This is a genomic window from Leisingera sp. ANG-DT, assembly GCF_000813785.1.
Lineage (GTDB): Bacteria > Pseudomonadota > Alphaproteobacteria > Rhodobacterales > Rhodobacteraceae > Leisingera.
Map to the genome: position 1 here is coordinate 1 of NZ_JWLE01000022.1, position 24,698 is coordinate 24,698.

Sequence of the window (24,698 nt, forward strand, 5' to 3'; positions counted from 1 at the left end):
AAATCTCTGACGACGGACAGGGGAACAAGCCTGTTCGCACAAAAGTTCAAAGAAGAAATTCAGCAAGATTTGCCAACCTATTGGGTTTGCAACCATCTTGAAAACGCTGCGGCGCAGTCTTGGGAAGCAGCTTTGCGCGGACGCACCAGAAAGTAGCCGTAGTCCTGTAGCACATGTGGTGACAGGCGGAACAGCTTCTCCTCTTCCAGCTCCTGCTCGATCAGCGTGTCCATCAGGGCGACCCCCTGACCATCAACAACCGCCTGGACCCGCACATTGGGGTCAGGGATGATCAGTGTGTCCCGCCGCGTCCGGTGCGGCAAGCCTGCGGCATTCAGCCAGTCTGTCCAGGCATCGCTGTCATCATGATCACGCAACAGCGTAAAGGTTGAAACCGCTTGTTCCCAGCCAAGCCGCTTCACTGTTTCTACTGCTGCAGCGTTGCCTGCGGGAAAAGCCGGGCACGGCAGGAACGGCGTAACGTCGCCATCCTCCCATTGCCCGTTTCCCCAACGGATTGCGATATCAACACCTTGGGCTTCCAGATCGAAAAGCCGGATCATCGGTTGCAGCCGGAGCTGGATATCCGGATGCGCCTGCATGAAGGACATCAGCCGCGGCGACAACCAGCGGGCGGCGAAATAGGTGGAGACACCCACCGTCAAGGTTCTGGCGGAGAGCCCCTTGAGGGCCAGGATTTCGGCTTCGATCTCTTCATAGAGGCTTTGGCAGGCAGCCAGCAGCTTGAGCCCGTCCGGCGTCATCTCAACCCCGCGGGCATTGCGCTGAAACAGCGCAAACCCCAGATCATCCTCCAGCGTTTTCACCTGATAACTGACGGCGCCCTTGGTCATGTTCAGCGCCCCAGCCGCATCTGAAAAACTGCGGTAACGGGCGATCTCAGCAAACAGGCGCAGGCTGTCGTGATGGCGGAATTCTATGGACATAACAAAGGCGTATAAATTTCCTGAACACGTAGAGCAAAAAAAATCGATTGTTGGCCGGCCAGATTCCTAAAATATGGACCGCGGAACATTTCTCAGGAGTCACAGCGTTGGGAAATATGAACGCCAACACACATATCACCCAGCGCGGCAAGTCGCGCCGGGGGCGGCTGACCAGGCACAACGCGCCCCAGGCGGCACCCATGTATAGGCGCCGCCAAATCCCTGTATATGATTTGCTGGACGAGACCGCACTCCGGCGCATTGAAGCCCAGGCGGACTGGATTTTGGAACATATCGGCGTCGAATTCCGCGGCGATGGTACGGCACTTGCGCTGTTTGCCGCTGCCGGAGCGCGCGTTGACGGTGTCCGGGTCCGCTTCGAACAGGGCCATGTGCGCCAGCTATGCAAAACCGCTCCCGCCGAATTCCAGCTGCATGGACGTGATCCCGCCCGCACGGTGACCTTGGGTGGCGACAGCTTGGTGCTGATGCCCGGCTACGGCTCGCCCTTTGTTACCGACCTAGAGCAAGGCCGCCGCTATGCCGCGCTGAAGGATTTCGAAAACTTCGTCAAACTTTCGCATATGTCGCCTGCTCTGCACCATACCGGCGGCACCGTGGTTGAACCGACTGATGTGCCGGTAAACAAGCGGCATCTGGACATGATGCTGGCCCATCTCACCCTGTCGGACAAACCCTTCATGGGCAGCGTGACATCCGCGCAGGGCGCAAAGGACAGTATAGAAATGGCCCGGCTGGCCTTCGGTTCGGAGTTCCTGGACCGAAACGCGGTGATGCAGGCCAATATCAACGTCAATTCACCACTGATCTATGACGGGGTGATGTCCGCCTCCCTGCGTATCTATGCGGCGGCCAACCAATGCGTCTGCATCTCGCCCGCCATCTTTGCTGGCGCCATGGGGCCGCTCTCACCGGCGGCGGTTGCCGCCCAGACACTGGCCGAGGCGATGGCGGGCATTGCCCTCAGCCAGCTGGTGCGCCCCGGTTGCCCGGTCGTCTTCGGCAGCTTTCATTCTTCCATGAACCTGCGCACCGGGGCGCTGACCTTTGGCTCACCGGAGGCGAACCTGACCACCATGGCGCTGAGCCAGCTGGGCCGCAGACTGGGGGTGCCGGTGCGTTCCGGCGGCGGTCAGGTCACTGCCTCCAACACCGCCGACGGCCAGGCGATGCAGGACAGCGCCGGTGCGATGTGGGCAACTCTCCTGTCCGGCGGGCATCAGGTCTGGCACGCGGCGGGCTGGCTCGAGGGCGGTCTGGTGATGTCCTACGAGAAATTCGTGATGGACCTCGACCATTGCGGCGCGATGTTGAAGATGCTGCAGGGGTTCGGCACGGACGGCGAGGCCTTCGGCCGTGATGCCTACGCCGAGGCGGGTCCGGGCGAGAACTTCCTGTCTACCAGCCACACCCTGCGCCATTACACCACCGCCAATTTTGAACCGCAGGTGCCCGAAGGCGGCCCCTTCGAAAAATGGAGCGAGAATGGCCGCCAGACCGCTGACCAGCGCGCTGCCGCCCGCTGGCGGCAGATGCTGACGGAGTATCAGCCGCCGGAAATGCCAGCAGCCATCCGCACAGCCCTGAACGACTTCGTGGCGGGGCGCAAAGCCGACATGCCCGACGAATGGTATTGAGAAAGGACACTGAAACATGACCGAAGAATTGAGCCGCACCTCGGCGCTTGCTTCCCGCCACATTGCCCTCGGATCGGGGCTGGAGGACTGGAACGGCATGGGCACGGCCTGGACCTACAGCACCGACCCGAATGACGAACACGACGCGGTGCGGGAGCGCGTCGGCATGTTCGACATGTCGCCGCTGAAGAAGGTCTTTGTCCGCGGCAAGGATGCGCAGGCGGTGCTGAATCACCTGACCACCCGCGACCTGTCCAAACTGGCGCCGGGCAAATCGGCCTACCTCTGCGTTTTGACCGAAGCGGGCGGTATTGCCGACGACGCCATTGTCTCAAACAACGGCGGCGATGAATGGATGATCGTGCATGGCTCGGGCGACACTATGGCGCTGCTGGAAGCCTCGGCAGAGGGCCGTGACGTCTGGCTGGAGTTCACCGACGACCTGCATGATATCTCGGTCCAGGGTCCGGCCTCGCTGGATATCCTGAACACCCATTGCGACATCGATCTTGCCGGGCTGGGCTATTTTGAACACGCGCCTGCTGTCCTGTTTGGTCACCCCTGCCGGATCTCGCGCACCGGATATTCGGGCGAACGCGGCTATGAGATCTTTGCCAGCGCCGCGGTGATCACCGGTATCTGGGACAAGCTGGCAGAGGCGGGTGTCATGCCTTGCTCTTTCACCGCGCTTGACAAGGTACGGATTGAAGCAGGGCTTCTGTTCTACGGCTATGACATGACCGAGGCCCACACTCCTTGGGAAGTCGGCCTGGGTTTCACAGTCAGCACCACGAAGAGCGATTTCCGCGGCAAAGAGGCGGTGATGGCGTTGAAGGGCCGCGAGAAGATTTCCAATGTCTGCGTCGACATTGACCATTCTGACATAGTGGAGGGCGGAGAGACCTTGCTGCTGGATGGTGATGAGATCGGTGTGATCAACAGCCCCTGCTTTTCTCACCGGATGGGCAAATCGCTGGCGCTGGCACATGTCCGTCCTGGGATCGCCGCTGGAACGGTTCTGTGGCTTAAAGGCGAGACTCTTCAAACCGCCGCAACAGTGGTTGTCAGCCCGGTCTACGACCCGCAAAAGACACGGACGCATCAATAACCTGGCGAAATAAATACCGCGGGCGGGCGTGAGAGACATTGGTCCAATTGACACTCACGCCCGCCTTTCAGCACTTTGGCTCACCAAAAGCGGTTACAGGAGCTTCCCTATCCACCTTAAAGGGACGAAACGATCAGCCAGGGTCTTTCAGTGGACGATTGGTGCGGCTAGCACCTTACTGGCTCAGTCAGCCCATAGCCTCATTTCGCATTATCTCTCACCGCCGCAGCGCAGCTTCACCAAAACGGCCATTAAAGCATGGTGCAGCATCAACCACGTTTCATTGTCGGCTTGCAGGCACCGGGTAAGAGGCAAACAGCCATCTGCCGTCACATCTTGGGTAAGCCTCCCTGTCGCGTGATTGCATCACCGTCCCAGATTTTGAGATCAAGGACTTCCGGGAGCGGCATCTGCGGCTTATCCATTCCCAACTTTTCATCCGCAACAGACAGGAGGGTAAGCCATGACCGTAACCATCAACATTTCCCTTCCGCAGGATCTGACGCGGTTCTGATCCCCAATTCGGGGTTTCCCAACATCGTGCCGATCCATCCGCGACCCTCTCGGGCCGCTTCTATTGCTATGGAAAGATGAACGATGGGCAATCCCATTTCCGGGGAACGGAGCGCCGCGTGCGCCCGTATCTCCAAATTCTACAATCGTGCGGCCTGGATCGACGGGCGTGCAGAAGAGCAACTTGAACAGGTGGCTGGCTGGCCGGGCATGACGGCCGTCGCCGGATTTCCGGATCTGCATCCAGGCCGCTTCGGCCCCGTTGGTGCAGCTTTTCTGGCCGACCGGATCTGGCCCCAGCTTGTCGGGCCGGATATCGGCTGCGGTATGGCTTTGTTTCGCCTCGATCTGCCTCGGCGCCGGCTCAAACTCGACAAGGCCGCCCGGCGGCTGGCTGTACTGGAAGACGGGGCTGATCTTCATCAGGCGCTTGCAGCACTGGATGCAGCTGGCCTGACGGGACTGATCGGTCCAGAGGCACTCGGCACCATCGGCGGCGGCAACCATTTCTGCGAAGTGCAGGTGGTCGGCGAAGTCATGGATCACACCCGTACTGACCTGCAAAAAGATGATCTGTGCCTGCTGGTGCATTCCGGTTCGCGCGGGCGCGGCGCCGGGATTTTTCAGGGGCTGGACGACAGCTGGAAACAGGGCTTCGCGGCGGGAAGCGATGCGGCGGCGCGCTATCTCGCCCTTCATGATGCGGCTACCCGCTGGGCGCGCGTGAACCGGGCGCTGATTGCCTCTTCCGCGTCTGAAGCGCTTGGCAGTGAGGCCCGGCTGATCTGCGACACGGTGCATAATCATGCCGTGCCGCGTTCAGATGGCTGGCTGCACCGCAAAGGGGCGGCTTGCCCGGAGGGCGGCCTCGTCCCGCTCGCGGGATCGCGCGAAGCGCCAAGCTACCTCCTGGAGGTGCCGGATGCCGTACCCGGGGCGCTTGGCTCCGTCTCTCATGGGGCAGGCAGGAAGTATGACCGGTCCTCCATGCATGGACGGATCCGCAAGACCCGTTCGGATCTGGCAGCCCTGACCCGCACCCGTTTCGGCGGGCGCGTCATTTGCGGGGACCGCGATCTTCTGCTGGAAGAAGCCGGCCAGGCCTACAAAGACCCGGAACAGGTACTGCAGAACCTGGCGGACTTTGGGATCGCAAACGCGGTCGCGCGTCTTCTGCCGCTTGTCACCTACAAGACGACGAGAGGTGCGGCATGAGCAGCAGGGAAGCCCTTCTCTTGTCCAGCGGCAATGGTCCGGGTGAATGCCGTCAGGCTGTGGGCCATCTGTTGTCCTGGCTGGGAGCAAAGGCCACGCAATACGGTGTCGAACTCGATGTCGCGACAAGGGACGCCACGCACGGCCCCGCCTCAGCGGTGGTGATCCTGAGCGGCGCTCGCGCTGCAGAATTGGCGTGCGCTGTCGAAGGTACCGTCCTTTGGCGGTGCCAGAGCGAGCTGCGCCCCAGGCACAAACGGAAGAACTGGTTTGTGCAGATTTTCCGTCTGCCTGCGGCCACTGACGCGGTGCGGATTGATCCGGCATCCGTTGAAATGCAGGCCATTCGCGCGGGAGGCCCTGGCGGCCAGCACCAGAACAAAACGTCGAGCGCGATCAGGGCGCGCTGGACCAGCGCCGATGGGCAAGTCTACGCCGTCGTCGTGCGCGACACCCGCTCGCAGCACCAGAACCGCCGTCTGGCGATGGAACGGCTTGCCGCGCTAGCTGCTGCCGAAAAAGCAGAAGCCGACGCTGCCCGCCAGGACGAAACCTGGGCGCTCCACGGACAGCTTCAACGTGGTGAGCCGCGCTGGACCTTTGAAGGGAGACAATTCAAAGAGGTGAAATGACAGGAGGGGCAGCGTTTTGCCGCCCCTCCATCTGCTGATTGCACTGTATCGGCCCATACCTGCCGTTGAAAGGGGTTACTGTCACAGCAGAGCTGCCTCCCCAAACCAGCCATTCAAGATGACCGAAAACACTCTAGTCTGAAAATCCCGGCGGCTCGGACATGGAAGAAGCCGATGTCATTTTCAGTATGCCAATGAGGCATTCCCGGAGAGCTCTAGTCGGCTGCCGGTATGGAAGGCAATTTCTCGTGTCGCGGTGGAACCCCGAATTTCCGCACATATTCACGGCTGAACTGAGTCGGACTTTCATAACCGACATCATAGGCCGCCGAAGCCACCGACTTGCCGCCACCCAGCAGCAGGCGGCGCGCCTCCATCAGCCGCAGCTCCTTTTGGTATTGCAGCGGCGTGGTGGAAGTCAGCGCCTTGAAATGCTCGTGAAACGTGGATTGGCTCATGCCTGCCTCCGCGGCCAGATCTGCCACCGGCAGCGGGGACTTGTACTGTTCACGGATCAGGGCAATCGCCTTGGTGATCCGGCTTGCCGGACTTTCGTGCAGCAGCAATTGGCGCAGCATCCCGCCGTGCTGGGCGCGCAGCAGGCGGAAATGGATCTCCTTCAGCACCAGGGGCGCCAGCGCCTGTACCTCCACCGGGTCCTGCGCCAGCCGGAACAGCCGCCCGACGGCATCGAACAAAGCGGCATCGCCGTCCGCTACGCTCATCGAATGAGAGGTCCGCCGTGCATCCGGCAAAGTGCCGATCTCGTCATAGAGGCTGCGCACCATCGCCAGATCCAGCTGCAACGCCAGCGAGACATAGGGTTTGTACTGCGAAGCATCGATCACCCCGGCCGACACCGGCAAGGCATGGCTGACGATCAGCGATTTGCCTGTGCCGTAGCGGACCGTGCGGTCCTCCAGGTGCGCCTCCTTGGCGCCTTGCAGGACCAGGCACATCACCGGCTCATAGATCATCGCCTGAAATTCAGTGCGCTTCTCGCTGCAAAAGGCAAAAAGCCCGCCCACGCCGGTTTCGCAGCCGGTGTCCAGCGCGCCTTGCTCCCGGACAAATGCCGCAACATCGGAAATCAGGTCCTGCGGTACCATCGGCGCTCCTCCTCTTTGATCAGACTATAGGCGGGCAGGGGCAGGGGAAGAACTGCAAATCCCGGCATCCCGGAGGATCAGGCAGATCATCCGGAGGATCGGGCACAGGAACCGGCCCGGCGGGCACTAGGTTAAGGTCCAGCAGCATAGCCAAATCCCGGCAGTTGACCGGCAGCACGGCATTTCTGGGAGGACACATCCATGTATAAAGACGCACTTGCAGCAGGCGGCCTAGCGGTTGTGACCGGCGGCGCCAGCGGGGTTGGCTTTGCCGCCGCGGAACGCTTTGCCCGGGCCGGGCTGGACGTGGCTCTGGCCGATCTGCCGGGCGAGGCGCTGGATCAGGCGGCTGAGAAGCTGCGCAGCCAGGTTCGGTCGGGTGCGCAGGTTCTGGCCGTTCCCACCGATGTCAGCGACGCAAGGGCCGTTCAGGCCCTGGCGGATGCTGCCTTCGCCGCGGGTGAGGTGGCGGTGCTGATGAACAACGCAGGCATCGGCCGCCCCTCCGGCAGCTGGGAAGAACCCGAGGCCTGGCGCGCGATGATCGAGGTGAACCTGTTCGGAGTGCTGAACGGCGTGCAGACCTTTTTGCCGCGGATGATCGCCGCCGCACGCCCGGCGGTTGTCATCAACACCGGCTCGAAACAGGGCATCACCACGCCGCCGGGCAACCCGGGCTACAATGTCTCCAAGGCCGGCGTGAAGGTGCTGACAGAGATGCTGACCCATGACCTGCGGCAGTCCGGGGCGCCCATCACCGCGCATCTGTTTGTCCCCGGCTTCACCTATACCGGCATGATCGCCCGCCACATTCTGGAGAAACCCGCCTCTGCCTGGACCTCGGAGCAGACCGTGGATCACCTGCTGACCCGCATGGCAGCGGGCGATTTCTACATTCTTTGCCCGGACAACGACGTGACGTCGGCCCGCGACCGGCGCCGAGTTGCCTGGGCCCTGGGCGATATCCTGGAGAACCGCCCGGCCTTGTCGCGCTGGCATCCCGACTATGCCGGTGCCTTTGCAGACTTCGAAAAATCCTGAACCAGAAATTCCAGCCAAGGGGAGGCCCCATAGCCATGGCACTATCACTGAAACTCAACGGCCAGACGCATCAGGTCGAGGCCGAGCCCGGAACCCCGCTGTTGTGGGTGATCCGGGATGAACTGAAGCTGACCGGCACCAAATTCGGCTGCGGCGTCGCCGCCTGCGGCGCCTGCACCGTGCATCTGGACGGTCAGCCGGTGCGCTCCTGCCAGACCTATGTCGAGGACGCCGAAGGCGCCGAGATCACCACCATCGAAGGGCTGGACTCCAAGGTGTCCAAAGCCGTGCAGGACGCCTGGGTGGAGCTGGACGTGGTGCAGTGCGGCTACTGCCAGTCCGGCCAGATCATGTCCGCTGTGGGGCTGCTGAGCGAAAACCCCAAGCCTACGGTGGAAGAGATCGACGATTACATGAACAGCAACGCCTGCCGCTGCGCCACCTACCAGCGCATCCGCGCCGCGATCCAGCGCGCATCTGAAATGATGGAGGCCTGAAATGACCCTCAATACCTCCCGCCGCGGCTTCCTGGAATCCGCTGCTGCCGCTGCTGCGGTCCTTTATGTCGGCGTCCGTCCAGACGGCGCTTTGGCGGCGGGCGCCGCACCGGCGCAGCTGAACCCGTTTGTGAAGATCGATGCAGACGGCACCGTCACTGCCATCGTCAAGCACTTCGAGAAGGGGCAGGGCCCGGCCACCGGCCTCACCACGCTGATCGCCGAGGAGCTGGGTGTTTCGATGGAGGACATCCAGTACGAATTCGCGCCCTCCGACCCCTCGCGCTATGCCAACCTGGCGTTCGGCCAGATGCAGGGCACCGGCGGCTCCACCGCGATGGCCAATTCCTTTATGCAGTACCGCCAGGCCGGGGCCGCCGCGCGCGAGATGCTCATCAAGGCCGCGGCTGAGGCATGGGGCGCAGACGCCACAGAGCTGACTCTTGAGGACGGCGTCATCAAGGGCGCAGGCCAAGAGGCGCCGCTGGCAGAGTTTGTCGCTGCCACCGCCCAGATGGAAGCCCCGGCAGAGCCGCGGCTGAAGGACCCCAGCGAATTCCGCCTGATCGGCAACGCCTCGGTCAAACGCAAGGACTCCCTGCCCAAGACCAACGGCACCGCAATGTATGCGATGGACCTGCATCTGCCGAACCAGATGGTTGCCGTCATCATCCGCACCCCGCGGATGGGCGGGCTGGCCAGCGGGTTTGACGATGCCGGCGCCAAGGCGGTCAAAGGCTACATCCGCGCCGCCGTGCTGCCCAACCAGGCGGGCGTCGCGGTCTATGCCGAGGACACTTGGGCCGCGTTCCAGGCCCGCGATGCGATCACGGTGGACTGGGATTTCTCAAACGCCGAAAGCCGCAGCTCGGACCAGATCCGCGAGGAGCTGCTGGCCGCGGTAAACGCGGAGCCGGAGTATAACGTGACCGGCGCCGACCACGCCGCCACCACAGAGCAGATCGAAGGGGCGGCACAGGTGGTCGAGCAGACTTTCTACTTCCCGCTGCTGGCGCATGCGCCGATGGAACCGCTCACCTGCACCATCGAGGCCGACGCGGACGGCGGCGTCACCCTGCACGACGGCTGCCAGTTCCCCACCGGCCCGCACATGGCGCTGGCGCAGATCTTCCAGCTGCCGATGGAGAAGGTCCGCATCAACACGATGTTTGCCGGCGGCTCCTTCGGCCGCCGCGCCACGCCGACGGCGGATTACCAGGTGGAGGCGGCGCTGGCCTTTGCCCTGACTGACCGCACCCGCCCGGTGAAACTGGTCTGGTCGCGCGAGGATGACATCACCGGCGGCTATTACCGCCCCGCGGTGGCGCACCGTGTGCGGGTGGGTCTGGACGCGGCGGGCAATATCACCGGCTGGGACCACCGCATCGCCGCGCAGTCGATCCTCAAGGGCACCGCGTTTGAGAGCATGATGGTGCACGGCGGCGTCGATCACAGCTCGGTCGAGGGCGTGGCAGACACCCCCTACAGGATCCCGGGGCAGTTCACCGGGCTCACCGACGTGGCCAAGGCAACTTCCGTCCTGTGGTGGCGCTCGGTCGGGCACACCCACACGGCCTATGTGATGGAGGTGATGATGGACGAGGCCGCCCGCGCTGCAGGCCGCGATCCCGTGGATTTCCGCCTCACCCTGCTGGAGGGCGGCGGCGACGACCAGCAGCGGCTGGCGGGGGTATTGATATTGGCCGCCGACAAAGGCGGCTGGGGCAGCGCGCCGGAGGGCCGCAGCCAGGGCATCGCCGTCCACAAGAGCTTTGGCAGCTATGTGGCCGAGCTGGTAGAGATCTCCGGCAATGCCGATGGCGGCGTGAAGATCGAGAAGGTCACCTGCGCGGTGGATTGCGGCATCGCGGTCAACCCGGATGTGATCAAAGCGCAGATGGAGGGCGGTATCGGCTATGGCCTAGGCCACGCGATGCGCAACGTGATCACTCTGACCGGGGGCGAAGTGGACCAGTTCAACTTCCCCGACTATGAGCCGCTTCGGATCGGCGACATCGGCGCCATCGAAGTGCATATCGTGCCCTCTGCAGAGATGCCCACGGGGGTCGGTGAGCCCGGCACGCCTCCCTCGGCGCCGGCGCTGGCCAATGCCATTGCAGTCAACGGCCCGCGGGTGACGGCGCTGCCAATGAACCTGAATGGCGTCAGCTTCGCCTGAACCGCAGCCTGCACCGGACGGTATTCAGCCCGGTGCAGGTAATTCGGCCCAGGGCGGCATTCAACTTTATGCGTGCAAACAGTTCGTCTGGCACCGCCATTTACTTGCCCGACGTCCAGTTTAGGAAAGTACCGCAAACGTTGTTTCAGGTGCTGAATACGCTTTGTAGGCCTCATTGCAGACTGTTGTTTAGCAGGCCCTGCCGTGTAGGCATAAGGTCCGCATTGCCGAGCTCGTCTTCAGAGCCCATTCTTGGGTCAGAAAATCCCGCACTTTTCAGCTCGTGACCGGGCTCTATCCGGATACCGACTGCATCGGCATCTGGACGGATATTGGATAGCTCAATCTCCCTGCGGCCGGGAGCGGCGGAAAGCGTCTCGTTCCGAGCCACTTTTCACCGCGGACACAAGTCGTTTGCACTACCCAGTTTCCGTCCCGGAGGGTGACGATCCTTTTTGCGGGACAAGGCTGAGCTGATTGGCAGCTGGGCAACTGCGGCCTTCAGAAAGAAACAGTAGAAGTCCTCGCGGCACGCGCGGATTGCATGTTCCAGGGGTCGCGGCAGGGCATCGACGGGCTGCGCCCGCTCCCCCCTGCCCCGGCATTTTCATTTGATTGGTCCGCATGCCCTCCGGAAGACACGAGGTCTTCCGAAGTGAAAATCAGGGAAGGCTTCGCCACTGGCGGAACAGGAGGCGCGAGCGGGGATGTTGGAGACACGAAAAAGGCAAGGTTCTGTCGCTAATGCCAAAACTTTGTGTCGCCCGACAATTAAGTGTCAAACGTCAGACAAAACTGACCCGATGCGGACTGTTTTTAAGAAAAAATTGCCTGCCCCTGCCAAGCATTTCTGATCCAAGCCGGGCCGTTTTTGGTTGCAAACGCAGCCAAGGCGCCATCCTGTGTCCTGTTTACGCAGGCAGCTAACGTTACTGATTCATGCAGTGGACGGCAGGTTCGAGCCCAACCCGGTCATTGGAAAGTCCGCCGCCCAAGCGATTAGACTGGGCGGCGATAGGATCAGATTTTGCGCGCCGAAACCTGCAGCATCATAGGCCGCTCCAGTTCTTCGGCCAGGTCCGGCAACTCCGCAGTCTGTTCAGGTGTGGACGCAAACTCTTCCACCCGGCGCAGGTCGAACCCCGCGCTGATCAGCGTGTTGATCATTGTCGCCAGGGTCCGATGGTGCTTCAGCACGCCCTTGGCAAACCAGTCAGTGCGGCGCTCGCCCTCAAGAGAATAGCCGTTAACCGGCAGGTCTTTCGGCCGTCTTCATCTTGCGTCCACTGGGGGCGGGCGGCTGCCATGAAGATCGGATGCTCGATGGTGAAGACCAGATCCCCGCCAGGCGCCAACGCCGCATGGATCATGCGGATCAGCCGTTCAAAATCTTGCACGTAGTGGGAGGTCAAAGCGCTGTAGACCAGATCAAATGCCGCCTAGGGCAATTCAAGCGTTTCCAAGTCAACAATCCGGTATTCGATTGCGGAATCCTCGGTGTCGGCCCTCGCACATTCTATCATGTTCTGAGACAGGTCAAACCCAAGAACTGAAGCAGCCCCCTGACCGAAGAACCACCGTGCTGCCCAGCCGAAGCTGTAGCCCAGGTCCGCCACGCGCTTGCCTGACAGTCGGGGCAACAGCGCCCGAATTGCCGGTCATTCCGGCGCACCTTCCAGCCCGTGAACCTGCCGGGGAAGCTGGCTGTAGCCAGCAAAAAAAATCGGGATTGTCGTAGATATTCTGTGCCATGTTTGCCTCCAGACAAAGAGGAGGACGAGGCACGTTTCCACGCCTAACAACCTCGTCCAAAAGGGCGAGGCCGAGGCTGGCAATCAGCGTGGTCAGTTCGCGTGATTGGCATCCCGGCATCCCGCCAAGGGGGTACCGGCCAACCGGGCGACAATGTGGATGTCCTTCTCAACCATGCAGGCTATACCGGTCTGGATGCAGAAAATGTCATATTCCTCGCTCATCTGGCGGCGCACTGACAGCGCAGCGATAGACGAAGCAGCCTGGACCGACCATTTGCCCTGACAGCAGCGAACTCACCCTCAGAGCCCAACCCGGTCATTGTGATTTTTTGCTGCGCGCGCTTGCTGCGGAAGAAATGCTTCATGCGCTCAAATCTGGCGCTGTGTCGCGGCGATGAAACCCGCCATTGATGCAGCGCGCAGCGAGGCTGGAACGAGCCACTCACAAGGAGCCGGACACAGTGAGTATTCGCTGCGTCTGCGCCAAAGGCTGCTAGGGGTCCTGATCTGCGTTCCTTGTTGCACTCGCCTTTTCAGCGCTGAGTAAGTTTTGCCGAACTTATTTGTCATTGGCGGCCCCAGTCAGAGTTTTCAACCAAAAAAGCCCGGGCAATTGATGCCCGGGACAGCTTGCCTATTGGGGAAATCAGGTAAGGTTCTTACTTCTTAAGGTTGGTCCAAATCTGGTCATAGACCGCTTGGGCCTCCTGATTGCAGACCTCGATAAACACCCCATCGCCCGCATCCGCATGAGGGTTCTTTTCCGGCTGCGCGGCCAGTGCAGGATCCAGGAAGCCGGCTACCCCAGTCACCCCGGCATTGTACTGGGCATAGTTGGTGACTGCCGCGATGTTTTCAGGTTCCAGCAAAAAGTCCATGAATTTCAGCGCGTTTTCCCGGTTCGGCGCGTCCTTCAGCAGCACCACATTGTCCATCCAGGCAACATAGCCCTGGGTCGGATATGCGTATTCCACATTGGCGCCTTCCTCCCGCGCCTTGGCGGCGAAACCATCGTAGATTTGTCCGACAGCCGCATCCCCTGACACCAGCACTTCCTTGGCAGTATCCGAGTTGAAGGATGCCCAATGCTGCTTGGCGTCCTGCAGCATGGCATTCAGCGCTTTCAGCTGCTCGCGGTCGGTGGAGCATTGCGGAATGCCCAGATGCAGCGAGGCCATCGCCATCACTTCGCCCTGGCTGTCCAGCATGTTGATCTTGCCCGACAGCTCTGCCGGGGGCTCAAACAGAATGGCAGTGGTCTGGATGTCGCCGCTGTAGGCGTCGCGGTTCACCGCAAAGGAGGTGGAGCCCCACTGGTAGGGGATCGAGGACGCGCGGCCCGGGTCAAAGCTGGGGTCGGCCCATTCCGGCGCGATGTTGCCTTTGTTCGCCAGTTCGCCATTGGCAATGGTGTCCAGAAGCCCCTCGCCCGCCATGATGCTGACCATATAGTCGCCCGGCACTGCCAGGTCATAAGTGCCCATACCGCCCGCCTTCAGCGTCGCCAGCATGGATTCATTGGAATCGTAGGTGTCCATAGTCACCTCGATGCCGGTCTCGGCGGTGAACTTGTCGAGCACCTCCTGCGGCATGTATTCGAACCAATGGTAGAGGACCAGTTTGCCCTCGGCGGCGGCGGCAGTGGCAGCAACACTCAGAGCAAGAGCTGCGGCGCTGGATTTCAGCAGATTTTTCATGTGTTTCCCTCCAGGTTGGATCATTTTGTATTGTCGGATTTGCTGACGAAGTAGCTGATGGTGACCATTACGATTGAGACGCTCAGCAGCATGGTCGAGATCGCCATGATGTTGGGTTTGATGCCCTGTTTGACGGAGCCGAAGATCGCGGTAGGCAGGGTCTCAACGCCTGCACCCTTGACGAAGTTGGTGATGATGAAGTCGTCGAGCGAGACGATGAAGGCCAAGAGGAAGCCCGAGATGATGCCCGGCGCCATCAGCGGCATTAGGATCTTGGTGAAGGCCTGACGCTTGGTCGCGTAAAGGTCCATCGCCGCCTGCTCAAAGCTGTCCTCGATCCCCTGCATCCGGGCCGAGATCGGCAGGTAGGCAAAGGGGATGCAGAAGGCGATATGGGCGACCAGAATGGTCATGTAGCCGCGGGTGAAGCCGATCGCGTTGAAGAAGATCAGCGTCGCAACCGCCGTTACAATCTCCGGCACCATCAGGGGCAGCGAGATCAGGCCGAAGGACACCGTGCGCAGCTTGAAGTTGCCGCCGCGGACCATTGCGGTTGCCGCCAGGGTGGCAATTGTTGTGCTGGCCGTCGCCGCGATGATGGCGATGGTGAAGCTGTTGAAGGCCGCGACCTTGAACTTCTCGCTTTCCGGCCCGGTGAACACATCGGCGTACCAGCGCAAGGAGATCCCCTCCCAGTTGGTGATCGATTGGGAGGCGTTGAAGCTGTAGATGGTGACGATCACCAGCGGCGCATAAAGGACCGCCAGACACATGAGAGTGATGGAGCGGAAACCCTTGTAGGCTTTGATATTGTCATTCACATGCGCCATGGCTCAGCCCCCTGCCTTGTCTGTTTTGGCCTGCTGGCGGGCGGAGAACATCAGGATGATCAGGACCATGGTCAGCAGGATCATCGACGCGGCAGCGCCGAACGGCCAGTTGCCCGCGTTGCCCTTGAACTGCTCCTCGATGAGGGAGCCGATCATGAAGTTCTTGGCACCGCCCAGCAGATCAGGCGCCAGGAAGGAGCCCATCGAGGGAACGAATACCAGGATGCAGCCCGCTACTACGCCCGGTTTCACCGCAGGCAGCACGATCCGTCGCAGGGTGGTCCACTTGCTGGCATAGAGATCCGCCGCCGCCTCAGAGAGCGAGAAGTTGTAGCGTTCCACCGCCGCATAGACCGGCAGCACCATGAACGGCAGGTAGGAGTAGAACAGACCCAACTGCACCGCAAAGTTCGTGTTGACGATGTGAATGGGGCTGTCGATCAGCCCGGTGCCGATCAGGAAGTCATTCAGCGGGCCCTGATCGCGCAGCAGGAATTTCATGCTGACGGTGCGGATCAGCAGATTCACCCAATAGGGGATGGTGATCAGGAACACCCAGACGGGCCGCACGTTTTCCGGCCGCGTAGCGATGAAATAGGCGGTGGGGAAGCCGATCAGAAGGCTGAGGAGCGTCGCCGCCCCGGCCTGCCAGATCGAGCGCCAGAAGATGGTGATATAGGTCCACTCGAGCTTGGGCGGCTCATCTCCGAACAGCCCGCGGTCAAAGAAGAACTGATCGTAAGCCGCAAGTGAAGGTTCCCAGATCACCCCGCCTCGGAATTCCTTGGTCAGGAAGGAATAGATCAGCATCATGCAGACGGGACCCAGCACAAAGATGCCGAGCACCGCCCAGGACGGCAGCAGCAGCCAGCCGCGGGCGTCCTTGTATGTGTCTGCGCGGGCTGAGCCGCCGCTTGCTGCGCCTGCTGCCATCAGTCCATCAGGAGGCGCCCGGCCCCCAGCTCCATGTTGACGAAAATCTCGCTGCCCGGCTCAAAGATCCGCTTGTTGCCGCGGTCGGAATTGGAAGTGCGCACGATGAATTGCGGCCCCTCGGCCAGATCGACCAGCGTGCTGATGTCGGTGCCGACAAAGATGTTCTCGGCAACCCGGCCCTTGAGGCTTTCGGCCTCCACCGGTGCATCGGACATGAACAGCCGTTCGGGCCGCACCGACATATGCACCTTGGCGCCTTCGCCGATGCCGTCCACCGAATTGCAGGTCAGCGCGTGGCCGCCGCCCAGGTGGCAAGTAGCGCGGCCGTTCATCACCTGATCCACCGAAACCTCCAACAAGTTGGTTTCGCCGATGAAATCCGCCACGAACATGTTGCGCGGCTGTTCGTAAATCTCGGTCGGCGTGCCCAGCTGCTGCATCTCGCCCGCCGACATCACCGCGATGCGGTCGGACATGGTCAGCGCTTCCTCCTGATCGTGGGTCACAAAGATGAAGGTGATCCCGGTTTCCCGCTGCAGGTGCTTCAGCTCCAGCTGCATGGCCTTCCTGAGCTTCAGGTCCAGCGCCGACAGCGGCTCATCCAGCAGCAGGACTTTTGGCTGTGGCGCCAGCGCACGCGCCAGCGCCACACGCTGCTGCTGGCCGCCTGAGAGCTGAGACGGTTTGCGTGCAGCGAATTGCGACAGCTGGACCAGCTCCAGCATCTCACCCGCGCGCTTGCGGGCGTCGGCTTTGGATTTGCCGCGCATCTCCAGGCCAAAGGCCACGTTGTCCAGGATCGTCATATGCGGGAACAGCGCATAGTTCTGGAACACGGTGTTCACCGGCCGCTGATGCGGCGGCAACTTTTCGATTTCGTCGCCATAAAGCAGGATCTCACCCTCGGTCACATCCTCGAAGCCGGCGATCATCCGCAATAGTGTAGTCTTGCCGCAGCCGGAGGGGCCAAGCAGGGTAAAAAATTCATTGTCCTTGATGGTCAGCGAAATCCGCTTGAGGGCAGTGAAGTCCCCATAGCGTTTGACCGCGTTACGCACATCAATCGCATCTGTCTTGTTGCTGGGCACTTGCGCCTCCCCTCTGCCGCGTGTCGTTTGATCCAGCATAGGAAGGCCGGGAGGCTTGCTTAAGAATTGACTCCCTCAGCAAATGTTAGCCTTTACCTAATCTTTGAAAGTCACTCCAAAACAATGCCTTAGAGCATACACTGGAGAGTTGATCACCTGCTTCGCCTGACCCTAAGCCTTGCAACGGAAACTGCATCTTCGGCTCGCCTGCGGATCTGGCTATGGCCTTGGAAAATACTTCCAGCGGCAGGACAGACGTCAATGCATAATACGCGCACGGAATGGGACTCCATCGGCCAAATGAAGCTGCCCGCAGATTGCCTACATGGCATCCAGACAGAACGGGCCCGGCAAAACTTCCCAATCACTGGGGTGCCGCTGTCGCATTTCCCGGCGCTGGTGCGAGCGCTGGCGATGGTAAAATCCGCGGCAGCCAGTGCAAACGCGGAAACCGGCGGCTTGGTGCCGGACAAAGCAAAGGTGATTGTGGACGCATGCAATGAGATTGCGCGCGGCCGCCATCACCGGCACTTCTGCGTCGACATGATCCAGGGCGGGGCCGGCACCTCCACCAACATGAACGCCAATGAGGTTATTGCCAATCTGGCGCTGCTGAGGATGGGACACCTACCCGGCGACTACGCGCACTTGCATCCGAATGACGACGTGAACCATGGCCAGTCCACCAATGACGTCTACCCGACAGCGATCCGGCTGGCGGTTCTGGCCAGCACCGGACCGCTGTGCAAGGCGCTGCACCGGCTGCAGCAGGCATTCGGCGAGCGAGCAGAGGCCTTTTGCTGCATCGCCAAGGTCGGCCGCACCCAGTTGCAGGACGCTGTACCGATGTCATTGGGCATGGAATTCGCCTCCTTTGCCGCCACCGTTGGCGAGGACATCGACCGGCTGCGCGACATCAGCCAACTGCTGACCGAAGTGAACCTTGGCGGCACTGCCATCGGCACCGGGGTAAACGCAGAACCCGGCTATGCCCCGCTGGCGCTGCAATACCTTTCGCATCTTTCCGGATTTGAACTGAAGCAGGCAGGCAACTTGATCGAGGCATCTTCTGACCTTGGCGCCTTTGTCGCCTATTCCGGTATCCTGAAACGGGTCTCGGTGAAGCTCTCGAAGATCTGCAACGACCTGCGGCTGTTGTCCTCCGGCCCCCGCGCCGGTTTTTGTGAGATCAATCTGCCCGCGGTGCAAGCGGGGTCGTCGATCATGCCGGGCAAGGTGAACCCGGTGATCCCTGAGGTTGTCAATCAGGTTTGCTTCCAGGTAATCGGCAATGATCTTACCGTCACCATGGCCGCGGAAGCAGGGCAGCTGCAACTCAATGCGATGGAGCCGGTGGTGGCCTATAACCTGCTGGAATCCATCCGTATCCTAAAAAATGCCGTTGACGTGCTGACTGTGAAATGCGTTTCGGGGATCACCGCCAATGAGGGCCGCTGCGCCGCCCTTCTGGACAACAGCCTGGTGCTGGCCACCGCTCTGGCGCCGCATCTGGGTTATGATGCCGCTGCCAGGATCGCCAAGGAGGCATTGGCCTCGGGCCGCAGCATCCGTGCGGTGCTGAAGGAGCAGGGCAGCTTGCCTGCTGCCAGCATTGAGGGAATCCTTTCACCCGCTGCCATGCTAAATGAGCCGGAACGATAAACTCTGGCCTGCAGATAGGCGATTGTCGCCGTGCCGTGTTTCTCAAGTTGTCAGATCGTTCAGGATCCGGTCCATCATCGCGTCGCAGGCGGCAAGCTGGCTCAGCTCCAAATATTCATCGGGTTTGTGCCCCTGCCCCTCCATCGAGCCCGGGCCGCAGACCACAGTGGGCACACCCAACTGGTCAAAGAACCCGGCCTCAGTGCCAAAGGCGACCTTGGTGGTGCCATCGCCCTGGGCAAGCTTCTGCGCAAAAGGGACTACTGGGCTATCTGCAGGCACGTCCAGGCCGGGGTAAGCGTTGTACTGCTCCACCTCGATACAGGCCTCAGCCGGGTAGCGGTTGCTGACCCGCTCGGCGGCGGCCTGAATGCGGGCCAGAATGTCTTCCCCGTTGTCCGCCGCCAAATGTCTGTATTCAAAGGTCAGCTCTGACCGGTCCGGCACGATGTTGAGCGCGGTGCCGCCATTCATTTTACCAACGTGCACCGTGGAATAGGGCACGGCATAGGCTGCGTCCCGCGCGCCAATGGCGGCAAATTCTTCTTGCAATGCCCGCAGCTCCGCCAGGAAGTCCCCCGCGAGGTGCAAAGCATTGGTGAAATTGGGGGCCAGCGCTGAATGGCCGCTTTGGCCGTGGCACACCGCGCGCAGGGCAGCTTTTCCCTTGTGGCCGATGGCGACTCTCATCTCCGTCGGTTCCCCCACAAAACAGGCCCGCGGTTTGCCGATCAGCGGAGCCAGGCGCTCCAGCATCTCCTGAATGCCGACGCAGCCGACCTCCTCGTCATAGGACAGCGCGATTTTCAGCGGCTCTTTCAGATCCACCTTTGCGGCACGATCCGCCAGCGCCAGGGCGCTGGCGAGATAGCCCTTCATGTCGGTTGTGCCGCGGCCATAGACCCGGCCTCCATCCCGGGTCAGCCGGAACGGGTCGCGGGTCCAGTCTTGCCCGTCCACCGGCACCACATCGGTATGGGCAGACAGCAGAACCCCCTGCCCAGCCGGGCCTTTCTCGGCATACAGCCCGGTCTTGGAGCCATCCGGCGACGGCAGCCGCACCACTGCGAAACCGCGCTCAACCAGGAAGCCCTCCGCATAGGCGGCAAGCTCCAGATTGGAGTTGCGGCTGACCGTGTCGAACCCGGTCAGCCGCTCCAGTATGTCCAGCGTTGCTGTCATCGTCAGTCCACGGCCAGCTCGGTGATCTCGCGGCGGAAGGGCAGCGCATCGCCGATATCCGGGCCATCAAGCTCGCGCGCATAACGGTGGCCTGCATAGGTCGCCCAGGCAATCGGCCCCGGCGCGCTGGCGTCGCCTATGATCTTGACCGACTTGATGCCGGCATCCGCCCATTCCGCCTCACGGGCGCGCAGCTCCTCGAAGAGGCTGTCGTTACCGGTGCGCGAGGCGACCATGACCACGGCATCCGCCTCGATGTTCCAGGTGCGGTCCGTGTAGGTGCAGTTGCTGACCACATGGCCCGCGTGGATTTCCGTCACCCCGCGGTTCAGCACAATCTCCACCCCGGCCTCCACCAGGCGCGGATGGATCGCCACCTGCTCCAGCGTGTTGTTGGTCCAATCGCTGACAAAGGCCGACGGCGTGACCAGCGTAACCTGCGCCCCCTTGGAGGCCAGCAGTTCGGCCAGAACCCCGCCCATGTAATAGTGGTCGTCGTCATAGACCACCACACGGCCTTCGGGGATGGTGCCGTCCATCAGGTCGTCGGGCGTATAGACCTTGGCACCTTCGGCGATCGGCATCGGCACCACATGCTGGCGCGAGACGCCGTCCCGGCGCCAAGTGGAGCCGGTGGCGATACAGATGTTCTCAAAGCCGAACTCAAGAATACTGTCCGCATCCAGCGGGCTTTCGCGGTAGATCTCCACATTCGGGCGCTGGCTCAGCTGGTAGTCACGGTAATCCACGACACGGCCCCAGGCATTGAGGCCCGGCAGTGTGCGCTCGCGGGTCACACGCCCGCCGATCACATCCTTGGCCTCGGCCACGGCCACGTCATAACCGCGGCGGCAGAGCGCCCAAGCGGCTTCAAGCCCGGCCGGGCCAGAGCCCACAACCAGCACATTGGAGCTGTCGCCTTTGGTATTCATCTTTTCCGGATGCCAGCCCTTGCGCCATTCCTCCATGAAAGTCGGGTTCTGGGTGCAGCGGCTGATCGACATGGTCATGTCGCCGGTGATGCAGATGTTGCAGCCGATGCATTCGCGGATGTCCTCGATCCGGCCTTCCTCGATCTTCTTCGGCAGAAAAGGGTCGGCAATCGAGGGGCGCGCACAGCCGATGAAATCGAGCGTGCCGGATTTCACCATCTTCGCCATCACATCCGGGCTGGTGAAGCGGCCAACGCCAACGATGGGCTTGCCGGTCAGTTCATGAATGCCGCGCACCAGCTGCTCCTGCGCGGCCTCCTCCTTGAAACGGCTCGGGCCGGAGCAATCCTCCCAAGTGCCCTGCGCCAGGTCCCAGAGGTCCGGCAGGTCCTTGTTCATCTCAATGTAATCGCGCACCTCAGCGTTGGAGAAGCCCAGCTCGCCGATAGTCTCGTCCAACGAAACCCGCAGAGTGATCGCCATGGTGTCGCCCACCGCATCGCGCATGTCAGCGATGACTTCCTGGCTGAAACGCGCCCGGTTCTCTAGCGATCCGCCGTATTCGTCCGAGCGCTGATTGGTAGCGCGGCTCAGGAAGTGCTGGAAGATGCCAAAGCCATGCGCGCCATAGAGGCAGATCAGGTCGAACCCGGCCTCCTTTGACCGTTTCGCGGCATTCACGAACCAGCGGCGCAGGTCCTTGATGTCCTGCTTGTCCAGCGCTCGGGCCTGCACCGGGTCATTGGTGAAGGTGCGGATCGGCAGCGCCGACGGCGCCAGCGGCACTTCCTTGGTATAAAGGTTCGGGCCGTTGATCCCGGAATAGGCCAGCTGGATACCGGCCAGCGCACCGTGAGTTTTCATCCGCTCCGACATCTTGCGCAGCTGCGGGATGTCCTTGTCCTCCCACAGGCGCAGTTCGATGAAGGGTGTGATTTCCGATGTATGATGCATCTCGCACTGTTCGGTGAAGATCACGCCCCAGCCGCCTTCGGCCTTGATGCCCCGCATCGCTGCCGCGGCAGAGGGGTCCCGGTAGCCGCCGCCGTTGCAATGGGGCACCTGGTAAAAGCGGTTCTTGGCGGTGAGCGGGCCGATCTTCATCGGCTCGAACAGAATATCATAGCGGGGATCGCGCAATTTCCATCTCCTTCGGTGCAAGAGCCCCTCAAAGGTACAGGACCGCACCAAAGGCGAAAGTTGCGCTTACGGAAGCATTGATTAGCCGCCGCCTAAGCGCCGCCGTCCCCGATGCGGATGCCCGGCACAGTGCCGTCAGTAATCCGTTCCTGGCAGTAGCTGATGAAGGTCTTGACGGTCAGAACGTTCTCGGCGCCCTCAGCCGTCAGCAGCCCCATCCGCATAGGACGCAGCTTGCCTGCAATTGGCACGAAGCTCAGCTTGCGCCCGTCCGGCGCCATGTCTGTCACTGGACGGATATTGGCAATGGAATAGCCAAAGCCGTTTGCCACCAGCCCGCGCATCACCGCCATGTCGCGGGTGCGCTCGGCAATCTGCGGCGTAACTCCGGCATCCTCGAAGAACGACAGGAAATACTCAGCGCTCAGCGGCAGATCCAGCAGCACCATCGGATGCGCGGCCAGATCTTCCACCGTGACGCTGTCGCGGTCCGCCAGCGGGTGATCTTCGCTCAGCAGCGCATAGGGCGGAAGCTCCGCAAGCGCGTTGAATGTCAGGTCCGCCGGGATGTTCAGGTCATAGGTCAGCGCAACGTCGATCCGCGCCTGCCGGATCAGGTTGATTAGCCCGGCCTGATCGCGCTCCGTCTGGCTGATGGTCACCGCCGCATAAAGCGCCTCGAACTGGCGGCGCAGGCCCGGCACGATGAGCTGGGCAAAGGTCAGCAGGCACCCCACCGACAAAGGCCCCTGCACGAAACCCGAGATATTGTCCGCCAGTCGGCTGAGCGCCCCGGCCTCATACAGAACCGCGCGCGCCTGATCCATGAACTGATGCCCGGCCTGGGTCAGCGACAGCCCTTGTGCGTGCTTACGCACAAACAGCTGCAGGCCGAACTCATTTTCCAGCTGCGACACCGCCGCCGAGATCGACGGCGAGGAGACATTCACCTTCTCCGAGGCCAGGGCAATAGACCCGGCCTCGCCCACGGCGACGAAATACTCCAGCTGGCGCAGTGTGAAACGCAAAGGCATGTCAGCGACTATGCCGGAGCAGGACCGGGCCGATCAAGCCCGGTATTTGATCCAAGTGGTTTTCAGCGCGGTATATTTTTCCAGGCTATGCAGCGACAGATCGCGTCCGAAGCCTGACTGCTTCATACCGCCAAAGGGCGTCTGCGCCGACAACGCGTCCACCGTGTTAACCGAGACCGTGCCCACCTGCAGCTTGTCCGACACCCGGCAGGCGCGGCTGAGGTTGGCCGTCCAGACCGAAGCCGCCAAACCATAGATCGAGTCATTGGCCATGGCGACGGCCTCCTCCTCGCTATCAAACGGAATGACCGACAGCACCGGGCCAAAAATTTCATCCCGCGCCAGCGGGTTGTCGTGGCTCACGTCGTCAAAGATCGTCGGCTGCACAAAACAGCCCTTGCCACCGACGGTCACGCGCTCACCGCCCGCCACCAGATTGGCCGAGGATTTGCCCGCCTCAACGAAACGCATGATGCCCTCGGTCTGCTTCTCATCCACGATGGCGCCCATTTTCGAGGCCGGATCCAGCGGATCCCCCGGCTGGGCCGCCTCGGCGCGGGCAATCAGCTTCTCGACAAAGGCATCCTTGACCGAACGCTCGACATAAAGCCGCGAGTTGGCCGAACAGACCTCACCCTGGTTGAAGAAGATGCCAAAGGCAGCCATGTCGGCAGCTGCATCCAGGTCCTCGCAGTCGGCGAATACCAGATTTGGGCTTTTGCCGCCGGTTTCAGGCCAAACCTGTTTCAGGTTCGACTGCCCGGAATACTGCATGAACATCTTGCCAATGGCGGTGGAGCCAGTGAAGGCGAGGCAGTCCACATCCATATGCAGCCCCAGCGCCTTACCCGCAGTGGCACCATAGCCCGGCACCACGTTGAATACCCCGTCCGGCACCCCGGCCTCTGCCGCCAGCTCGGCCAGCCGCAGTGCAGACAGCGGCGACTGCTCCGCCGGTTTCAGTACCACGGAGTTCCCGGCCGCCAGCGCCGCCGCCGCTTTCCAGGTCGCCATGTCCAGCGGGAAGTTCCAGGGTGTTACCGCGCCCACAATACCTAACGGCACGCGCGACACCAATGCCAGATCACCCGGCCCGGTCGGCGCCACCTCGTCATAGACCTTGTCGATGGCCTCGGCATACCACTGAAAAAAATGCGCCGACCCGGGCGCGTCGATGGTGGCCGCATCGGTCACCAGCTTGCCCATGTCCAGGCTGTCCAGCAGCGCCATCTCCTCCAGATTTTCCCGGATCAGATCCGCCAGCTTCAGCATCACCGCCTTGCGGTCACCCGGCGCCATCCGCGACCAGCGTCCGTCCTCAAACGCGCGGCGGCCGACAGCCACCGCACGGTCCACATCCTCTGCATCACATTCGGCTACTTGCGCCAGCACTTCGCCCGTCGCCGGGTTCACACTTGCAAAAGTCTTACCCGACACAGCGTCGGTAAATTTGCCATCAATGAAAGCCTGGCTGCGGAATGAGAGAGCCGCTGCACGGGATTTCCAGTCGTCAAATGTATAGTCCAGCATAGTCCCACTCCTGT

Annotated in this window: 19 protein-coding genes and 1 pseudogene; 8 read left to right on the top strand and 12 right to left on the bottom strand. The window is 61.6% G+C overall.

What is annotated here, in order from left to right; translation table 11 throughout:
- Positions 1-77: 77 nt before the first annotated feature.
- On the bottom strand, positions 78-947 hold the full coding sequence (locus RA21_RS16575) for a LysR substrate-binding domain-containing protein (protein ID WP_052257697.1): 870 nt from the start codon (positions 945-947) through the stop codon (positions 78-80).
- 116 nt (positions 948-1,063) lie between these two features.
- Here RA21_RS16575 and RA21_RS16580 point away from each other — a divergent pair, with 116 nt between their 5' ends.
- The 4 genes from RA21_RS16580 (at position 1,064) to RA21_RS16595 (ending at position 6,073) form a co-directional block, all read left to right on the top strand.
- Entirely contained in the window at positions 1,064-2,605 is a 1,542-nt protein-coding gene (locus RA21_RS16580; protein WP_039150977.1) for a trimethylamine methyltransferase family protein, read from the top strand.
- A gap of 16 nt (positions 2,606-2,621) precedes the next feature.
- Positions 2,622-3,713, top strand: coding sequence for an aminomethyltransferase family protein (locus tag RA21_RS16585; RefSeq protein WP_039150980.1), 1,092 nt, complete (start codon positions 2,622-2,624; stop codon positions 3,711-3,713).
- A 597-nt stretch (positions 3,714-4,310) separates the two neighbouring features.
- On the top strand, positions 4,311-5,441 hold the full coding sequence (locus tag RA21_RS16590; protein ID WP_039150982.1) for an RNA ligase RtcB family protein: 1,131 nt from the start codon (positions 4,311-4,313) through the stop codon (positions 5,439-5,441).
- Entirely contained in the window at positions 5,438-6,073 is a 636-nt protein-coding gene (locus tag RA21_RS16595; RefSeq protein ID WP_019294899.1) for a peptide chain release factor-like protein, read from the top strand. The genes RA21_RS16590 and RA21_RS16595 overlap by 4 nt, the downstream gene beginning before the upstream one ends.
- 215 nt (positions 6,074-6,288) lie before the next feature.
- Here the strand turns inward: RA21_RS16595 and RA21_RS16600 are convergent, their stop codons facing one another.
- The gene (locus RA21_RS16600; RefSeq protein ID WP_039150984.1) at positions 6,289-7,182 is read right to left on the bottom strand and encodes an AraC family transcriptional regulator; all 894 of its coding nucleotides are present in this window, start codon (positions 7,180-7,182) and stop codon (positions 6,289-6,291) included.
- 201 nt (positions 7,183-7,383) lie between these two features.
- Here RA21_RS16600 and RA21_RS16605 point away from each other — a divergent pair, with 201 nt between their 5' ends.
- The 3 genes from RA21_RS16605 to RA21_RS16615 are packed head-to-tail and all read left to right on the top strand — an operon-like array spanning position 7,384 to position 10,899.
- Positions 7,384-8,223 (top strand): SDR family NAD(P)-dependent oxidoreductase, encoded by an 840-nt coding sequence (locus RA21_RS16605; RefSeq protein WP_039150987.1) that lies wholly within the window; start codon positions 7,384-7,386, stop codon positions 8,221-8,223.
- 35 nt (positions 8,224-8,258) lie between these two features.
- Positions 8,259-8,720, top strand: a complete 462-nt coding sequence (locus tag RA21_RS16610; RefSeq protein ID WP_039150990.1) for a (2Fe-2S)-binding protein — start codon at positions 8,259-8,261, stop codon at positions 8,718-8,720.
- Between the two features lies 1 nt (position 8,721).
- Positions 8,722-10,899 (top strand): xanthine dehydrogenase family protein molybdopterin-binding subunit, encoded by a 2,178-nt coding sequence (locus RA21_RS16615; RefSeq protein WP_019294895.1) that lies wholly within the window; start codon positions 8,722-8,724, stop codon positions 10,897-10,899.
- Positions 10,900-11,919: 1,020 nt separating this feature from the next.
- Here RA21_RS16615 and RA21_RS23195 read toward each other — a convergent pair.
- The 6 genes and pseudogenes from RA21_RS23195 to RA21_RS16640 all read right to left on the bottom strand — a co-directional run bounded on the left by RA21_RS23195 (position 11,920) and on the right by RA21_RS16640 (position 17,243).
- Positions 11,920-12,096 (bottom strand): hypothetical protein, encoded by a 177-nt coding sequence (locus tag RA21_RS23195; protein ID WP_241480939.1) that lies wholly within the window; start codon positions 12,094-12,096, stop codon positions 11,920-11,922.
- Positions 12,090-12,515 (bottom strand): annotated as a pseudogene (locus RA21_RS23200) (class I SAM-dependent methyltransferase). Before RA21_RS23200 ends, RA21_RS23195 begins: the two are co-directional and overlap by 7 nt.
- A gap of 797 nt (positions 12,516-13,312) precedes the next feature.
- Positions 13,313-14,350, bottom strand: coding sequence for an extracellular solute-binding protein (locus RA21_RS16625; RefSeq protein ID WP_019294921.1), 1,038 nt, complete (start codon positions 14,348-14,350; stop codon positions 13,313-13,315).
- Positions 14,351-14,370: 20 nt separating this feature from the next.
- Positions 14,371-15,180 (bottom strand): ABC transporter permease, encoded by an 810-nt coding sequence (locus tag RA21_RS16630; RefSeq protein WP_039150993.1) that lies wholly within the window; start codon positions 15,178-15,180, stop codon positions 14,371-14,373.
- A gap of 3 nt (positions 15,181-15,183) precedes the next feature.
- A complete protein-coding gene (locus RA21_RS16635; protein ID WP_019294919.1) occupies positions 15,184-16,113 on the bottom strand; it encodes an ABC transporter permease in 930 nt (309 codons plus the stop codon).
- Positions 16,113-17,243: an ABC transporter ATP-binding protein gene (locus RA21_RS16640; RefSeq protein ID WP_019294918.1), complete on the bottom strand. Its 1,131-nt coding sequence runs from the start codon at positions 17,241-17,243 to the stop codon at positions 16,113-16,115. Before RA21_RS16640 ends, RA21_RS16635 begins: the two co-directional genes overlap by 1 nt.
- A 222-nt stretch (positions 17,244-17,465) precedes the next feature.
- On the opposite strand from RA21_RS16640, the gene RA21_RS16645 reads away from it, so the two are divergent.
- Positions 17,466-18,866: an aspartate ammonia-lyase gene (locus tag RA21_RS16645; protein ID WP_039150996.1), complete on the top strand. Its 1,401-nt coding sequence runs from the start codon at positions 17,466-17,468 to the stop codon at positions 18,864-18,866.
- 42 nt (positions 18,867-18,908) lie between these two features.
- Here RA21_RS16645 and argE read toward each other — a convergent pair whose 3' ends face one another.
- The 4 genes from argE to RA21_RS16665 form a co-directional block, all read right to left on the bottom strand.
- Complete coding sequence (gene argE / locus RA21_RS16650; protein WP_039150999.1) at positions 18,909-20,048, bottom strand: acetylornithine deacetylase; 1,140 nt, start codon at positions 20,046-20,048, stop codon at positions 18,909-18,911.
- Between the two features lie 2 nt (positions 20,049-20,050).
- Positions 20,051-22,120 carry an oxidoreductase gene (locus RA21_RS16655; RefSeq protein WP_039151002.1) on the bottom strand — a complete coding sequence of 690 codons (2,070 nt, stop codon included), beginning with the start codon at positions 22,118-22,120 and terminating at the stop codon, positions 20,051-20,053.
- A 92-nt stretch (positions 22,121-22,212) separates the two neighbouring features.
- Positions 22,213-23,154 carry a LysR family transcriptional regulator gene (locus tag RA21_RS16660; protein ID WP_039151005.1) on the bottom strand — a complete coding sequence of 314 codons (942 nt, stop codon included), beginning with the start codon at positions 23,152-23,154 and terminating at the stop codon, positions 22,213-22,215.
- 33 nt (positions 23,155-23,187) lie between these two features.
- On the bottom strand, positions 23,188-24,684 hold the full coding sequence (locus RA21_RS16665) for an aldehyde dehydrogenase (protein ID WP_039151008.1): 1,497 nt from the start codon (positions 24,682-24,684) through the stop codon (positions 23,188-23,190).
- Positions 24,685-24,698: the final 14 nt, after the last annotated feature.

Coding starts and splice junctions, on each gene's coding strand:
- RA21_RS16645 (WP_039150996.1), top strand. CDS start 17,466: ATGCATAATACGCGCACGGAATGGGACTCCATCGGCCAAATGAAGCTG.
- RA21_RS16635 (WP_019294919.1), bottom strand. CDS start 16,113: ATGGCAGCAGGCGCAGCAAGCGGCGGCTCAGCCCGCGCAGACACATAC.
- RA21_RS16665 (WP_039151008.1), bottom strand. CDS start 24,684: ATGCTGGACTATACATTTGACGACTGGAAATCCCGTGCAGCGGCTCTC.
- RA21_RS16600 (WP_039150984.1), bottom strand. CDS start 7,182: ATGGTACCGCAGGACCTGATTTCCGATGTTGCGGCATTTGTCCGGGAG.
- RA21_RS16605 (WP_039150987.1), top strand. CDS start 7,384: ATGTATAAAGACGCACTTGCAGCAGGCGGCCTAGCGGTTGTGACCGGC.
- RA21_RS16625 (WP_019294921.1), bottom strand. CDS start 14,350: ATGAAAAATCTGCTGAAATCCAGCGCCGCAGCTCTTGCTCTGAGTGTT.
- RA21_RS16590 (WP_039150982.1), top strand. CDS start 4,311: ATGGGCAATCCCATTTCCGGGGAACGGAGCGCCGCGTGCGCCCGTATC.
- RA21_RS16640 (WP_019294918.1), bottom strand. CDS start 17,243: ATGCTGGATCAAACGACACGCGGCAGAGGGGAGGCGCAAGTGCCCAGC.
- RA21_RS16595 (WP_019294899.1), top strand. CDS start 5,438: ATGAGCAGCAGGGAAGCCCTTCTCTTGTCCAGCGGCAATGGTCCGGGT.
- RA21_RS16580 (WP_039150977.1), top strand. CDS start 1,064: ATGAACGCCAACACACATATCACCCAGCGCGGCAAGTCGCGCCGGGGG.
- RA21_RS16660 (WP_039151005.1), bottom strand. CDS start 23,154: ATGCCTTTGCGTTTCACACTGCGCCAGCTGGAGTATTTCGTCGCCGTG.
- RA21_RS16575 (WP_052257697.1), bottom strand. CDS start 947: ATGTCCATAGAATTCCGCCATCACGACAGCCTGCGCCTGTTTGCTGAG.
- RA21_RS16610 (WP_039150990.1), top strand. CDS start 8,259: ATGGCACTATCACTGAAACTCAACGGCCAGACGCATCAGGTCGAGGCC.
- argE (WP_039150999.1), bottom strand. CDS start 20,048: ATGACAGCAACGCTGGACATACTGGAGCGGCTGACCGGGTTCGACACG.
- RA21_RS16630 (WP_039150993.1), bottom strand. CDS start 15,180: ATGGCGCATGTGAATGACAATATCAAAGCCTACAAGGGTTTCCGCTCC.
- RA21_RS16585 (WP_039150980.1), top strand. CDS start 2,622: ATGACCGAAGAATTGAGCCGCACCTCGGCGCTTGCTTCCCGCCACATT.
- RA21_RS16615 (WP_019294895.1), top strand. CDS start 8,722: ATGACCCTCAATACCTCCCGCCGCGGCTTCCTGGAATCCGCTGCTGCC.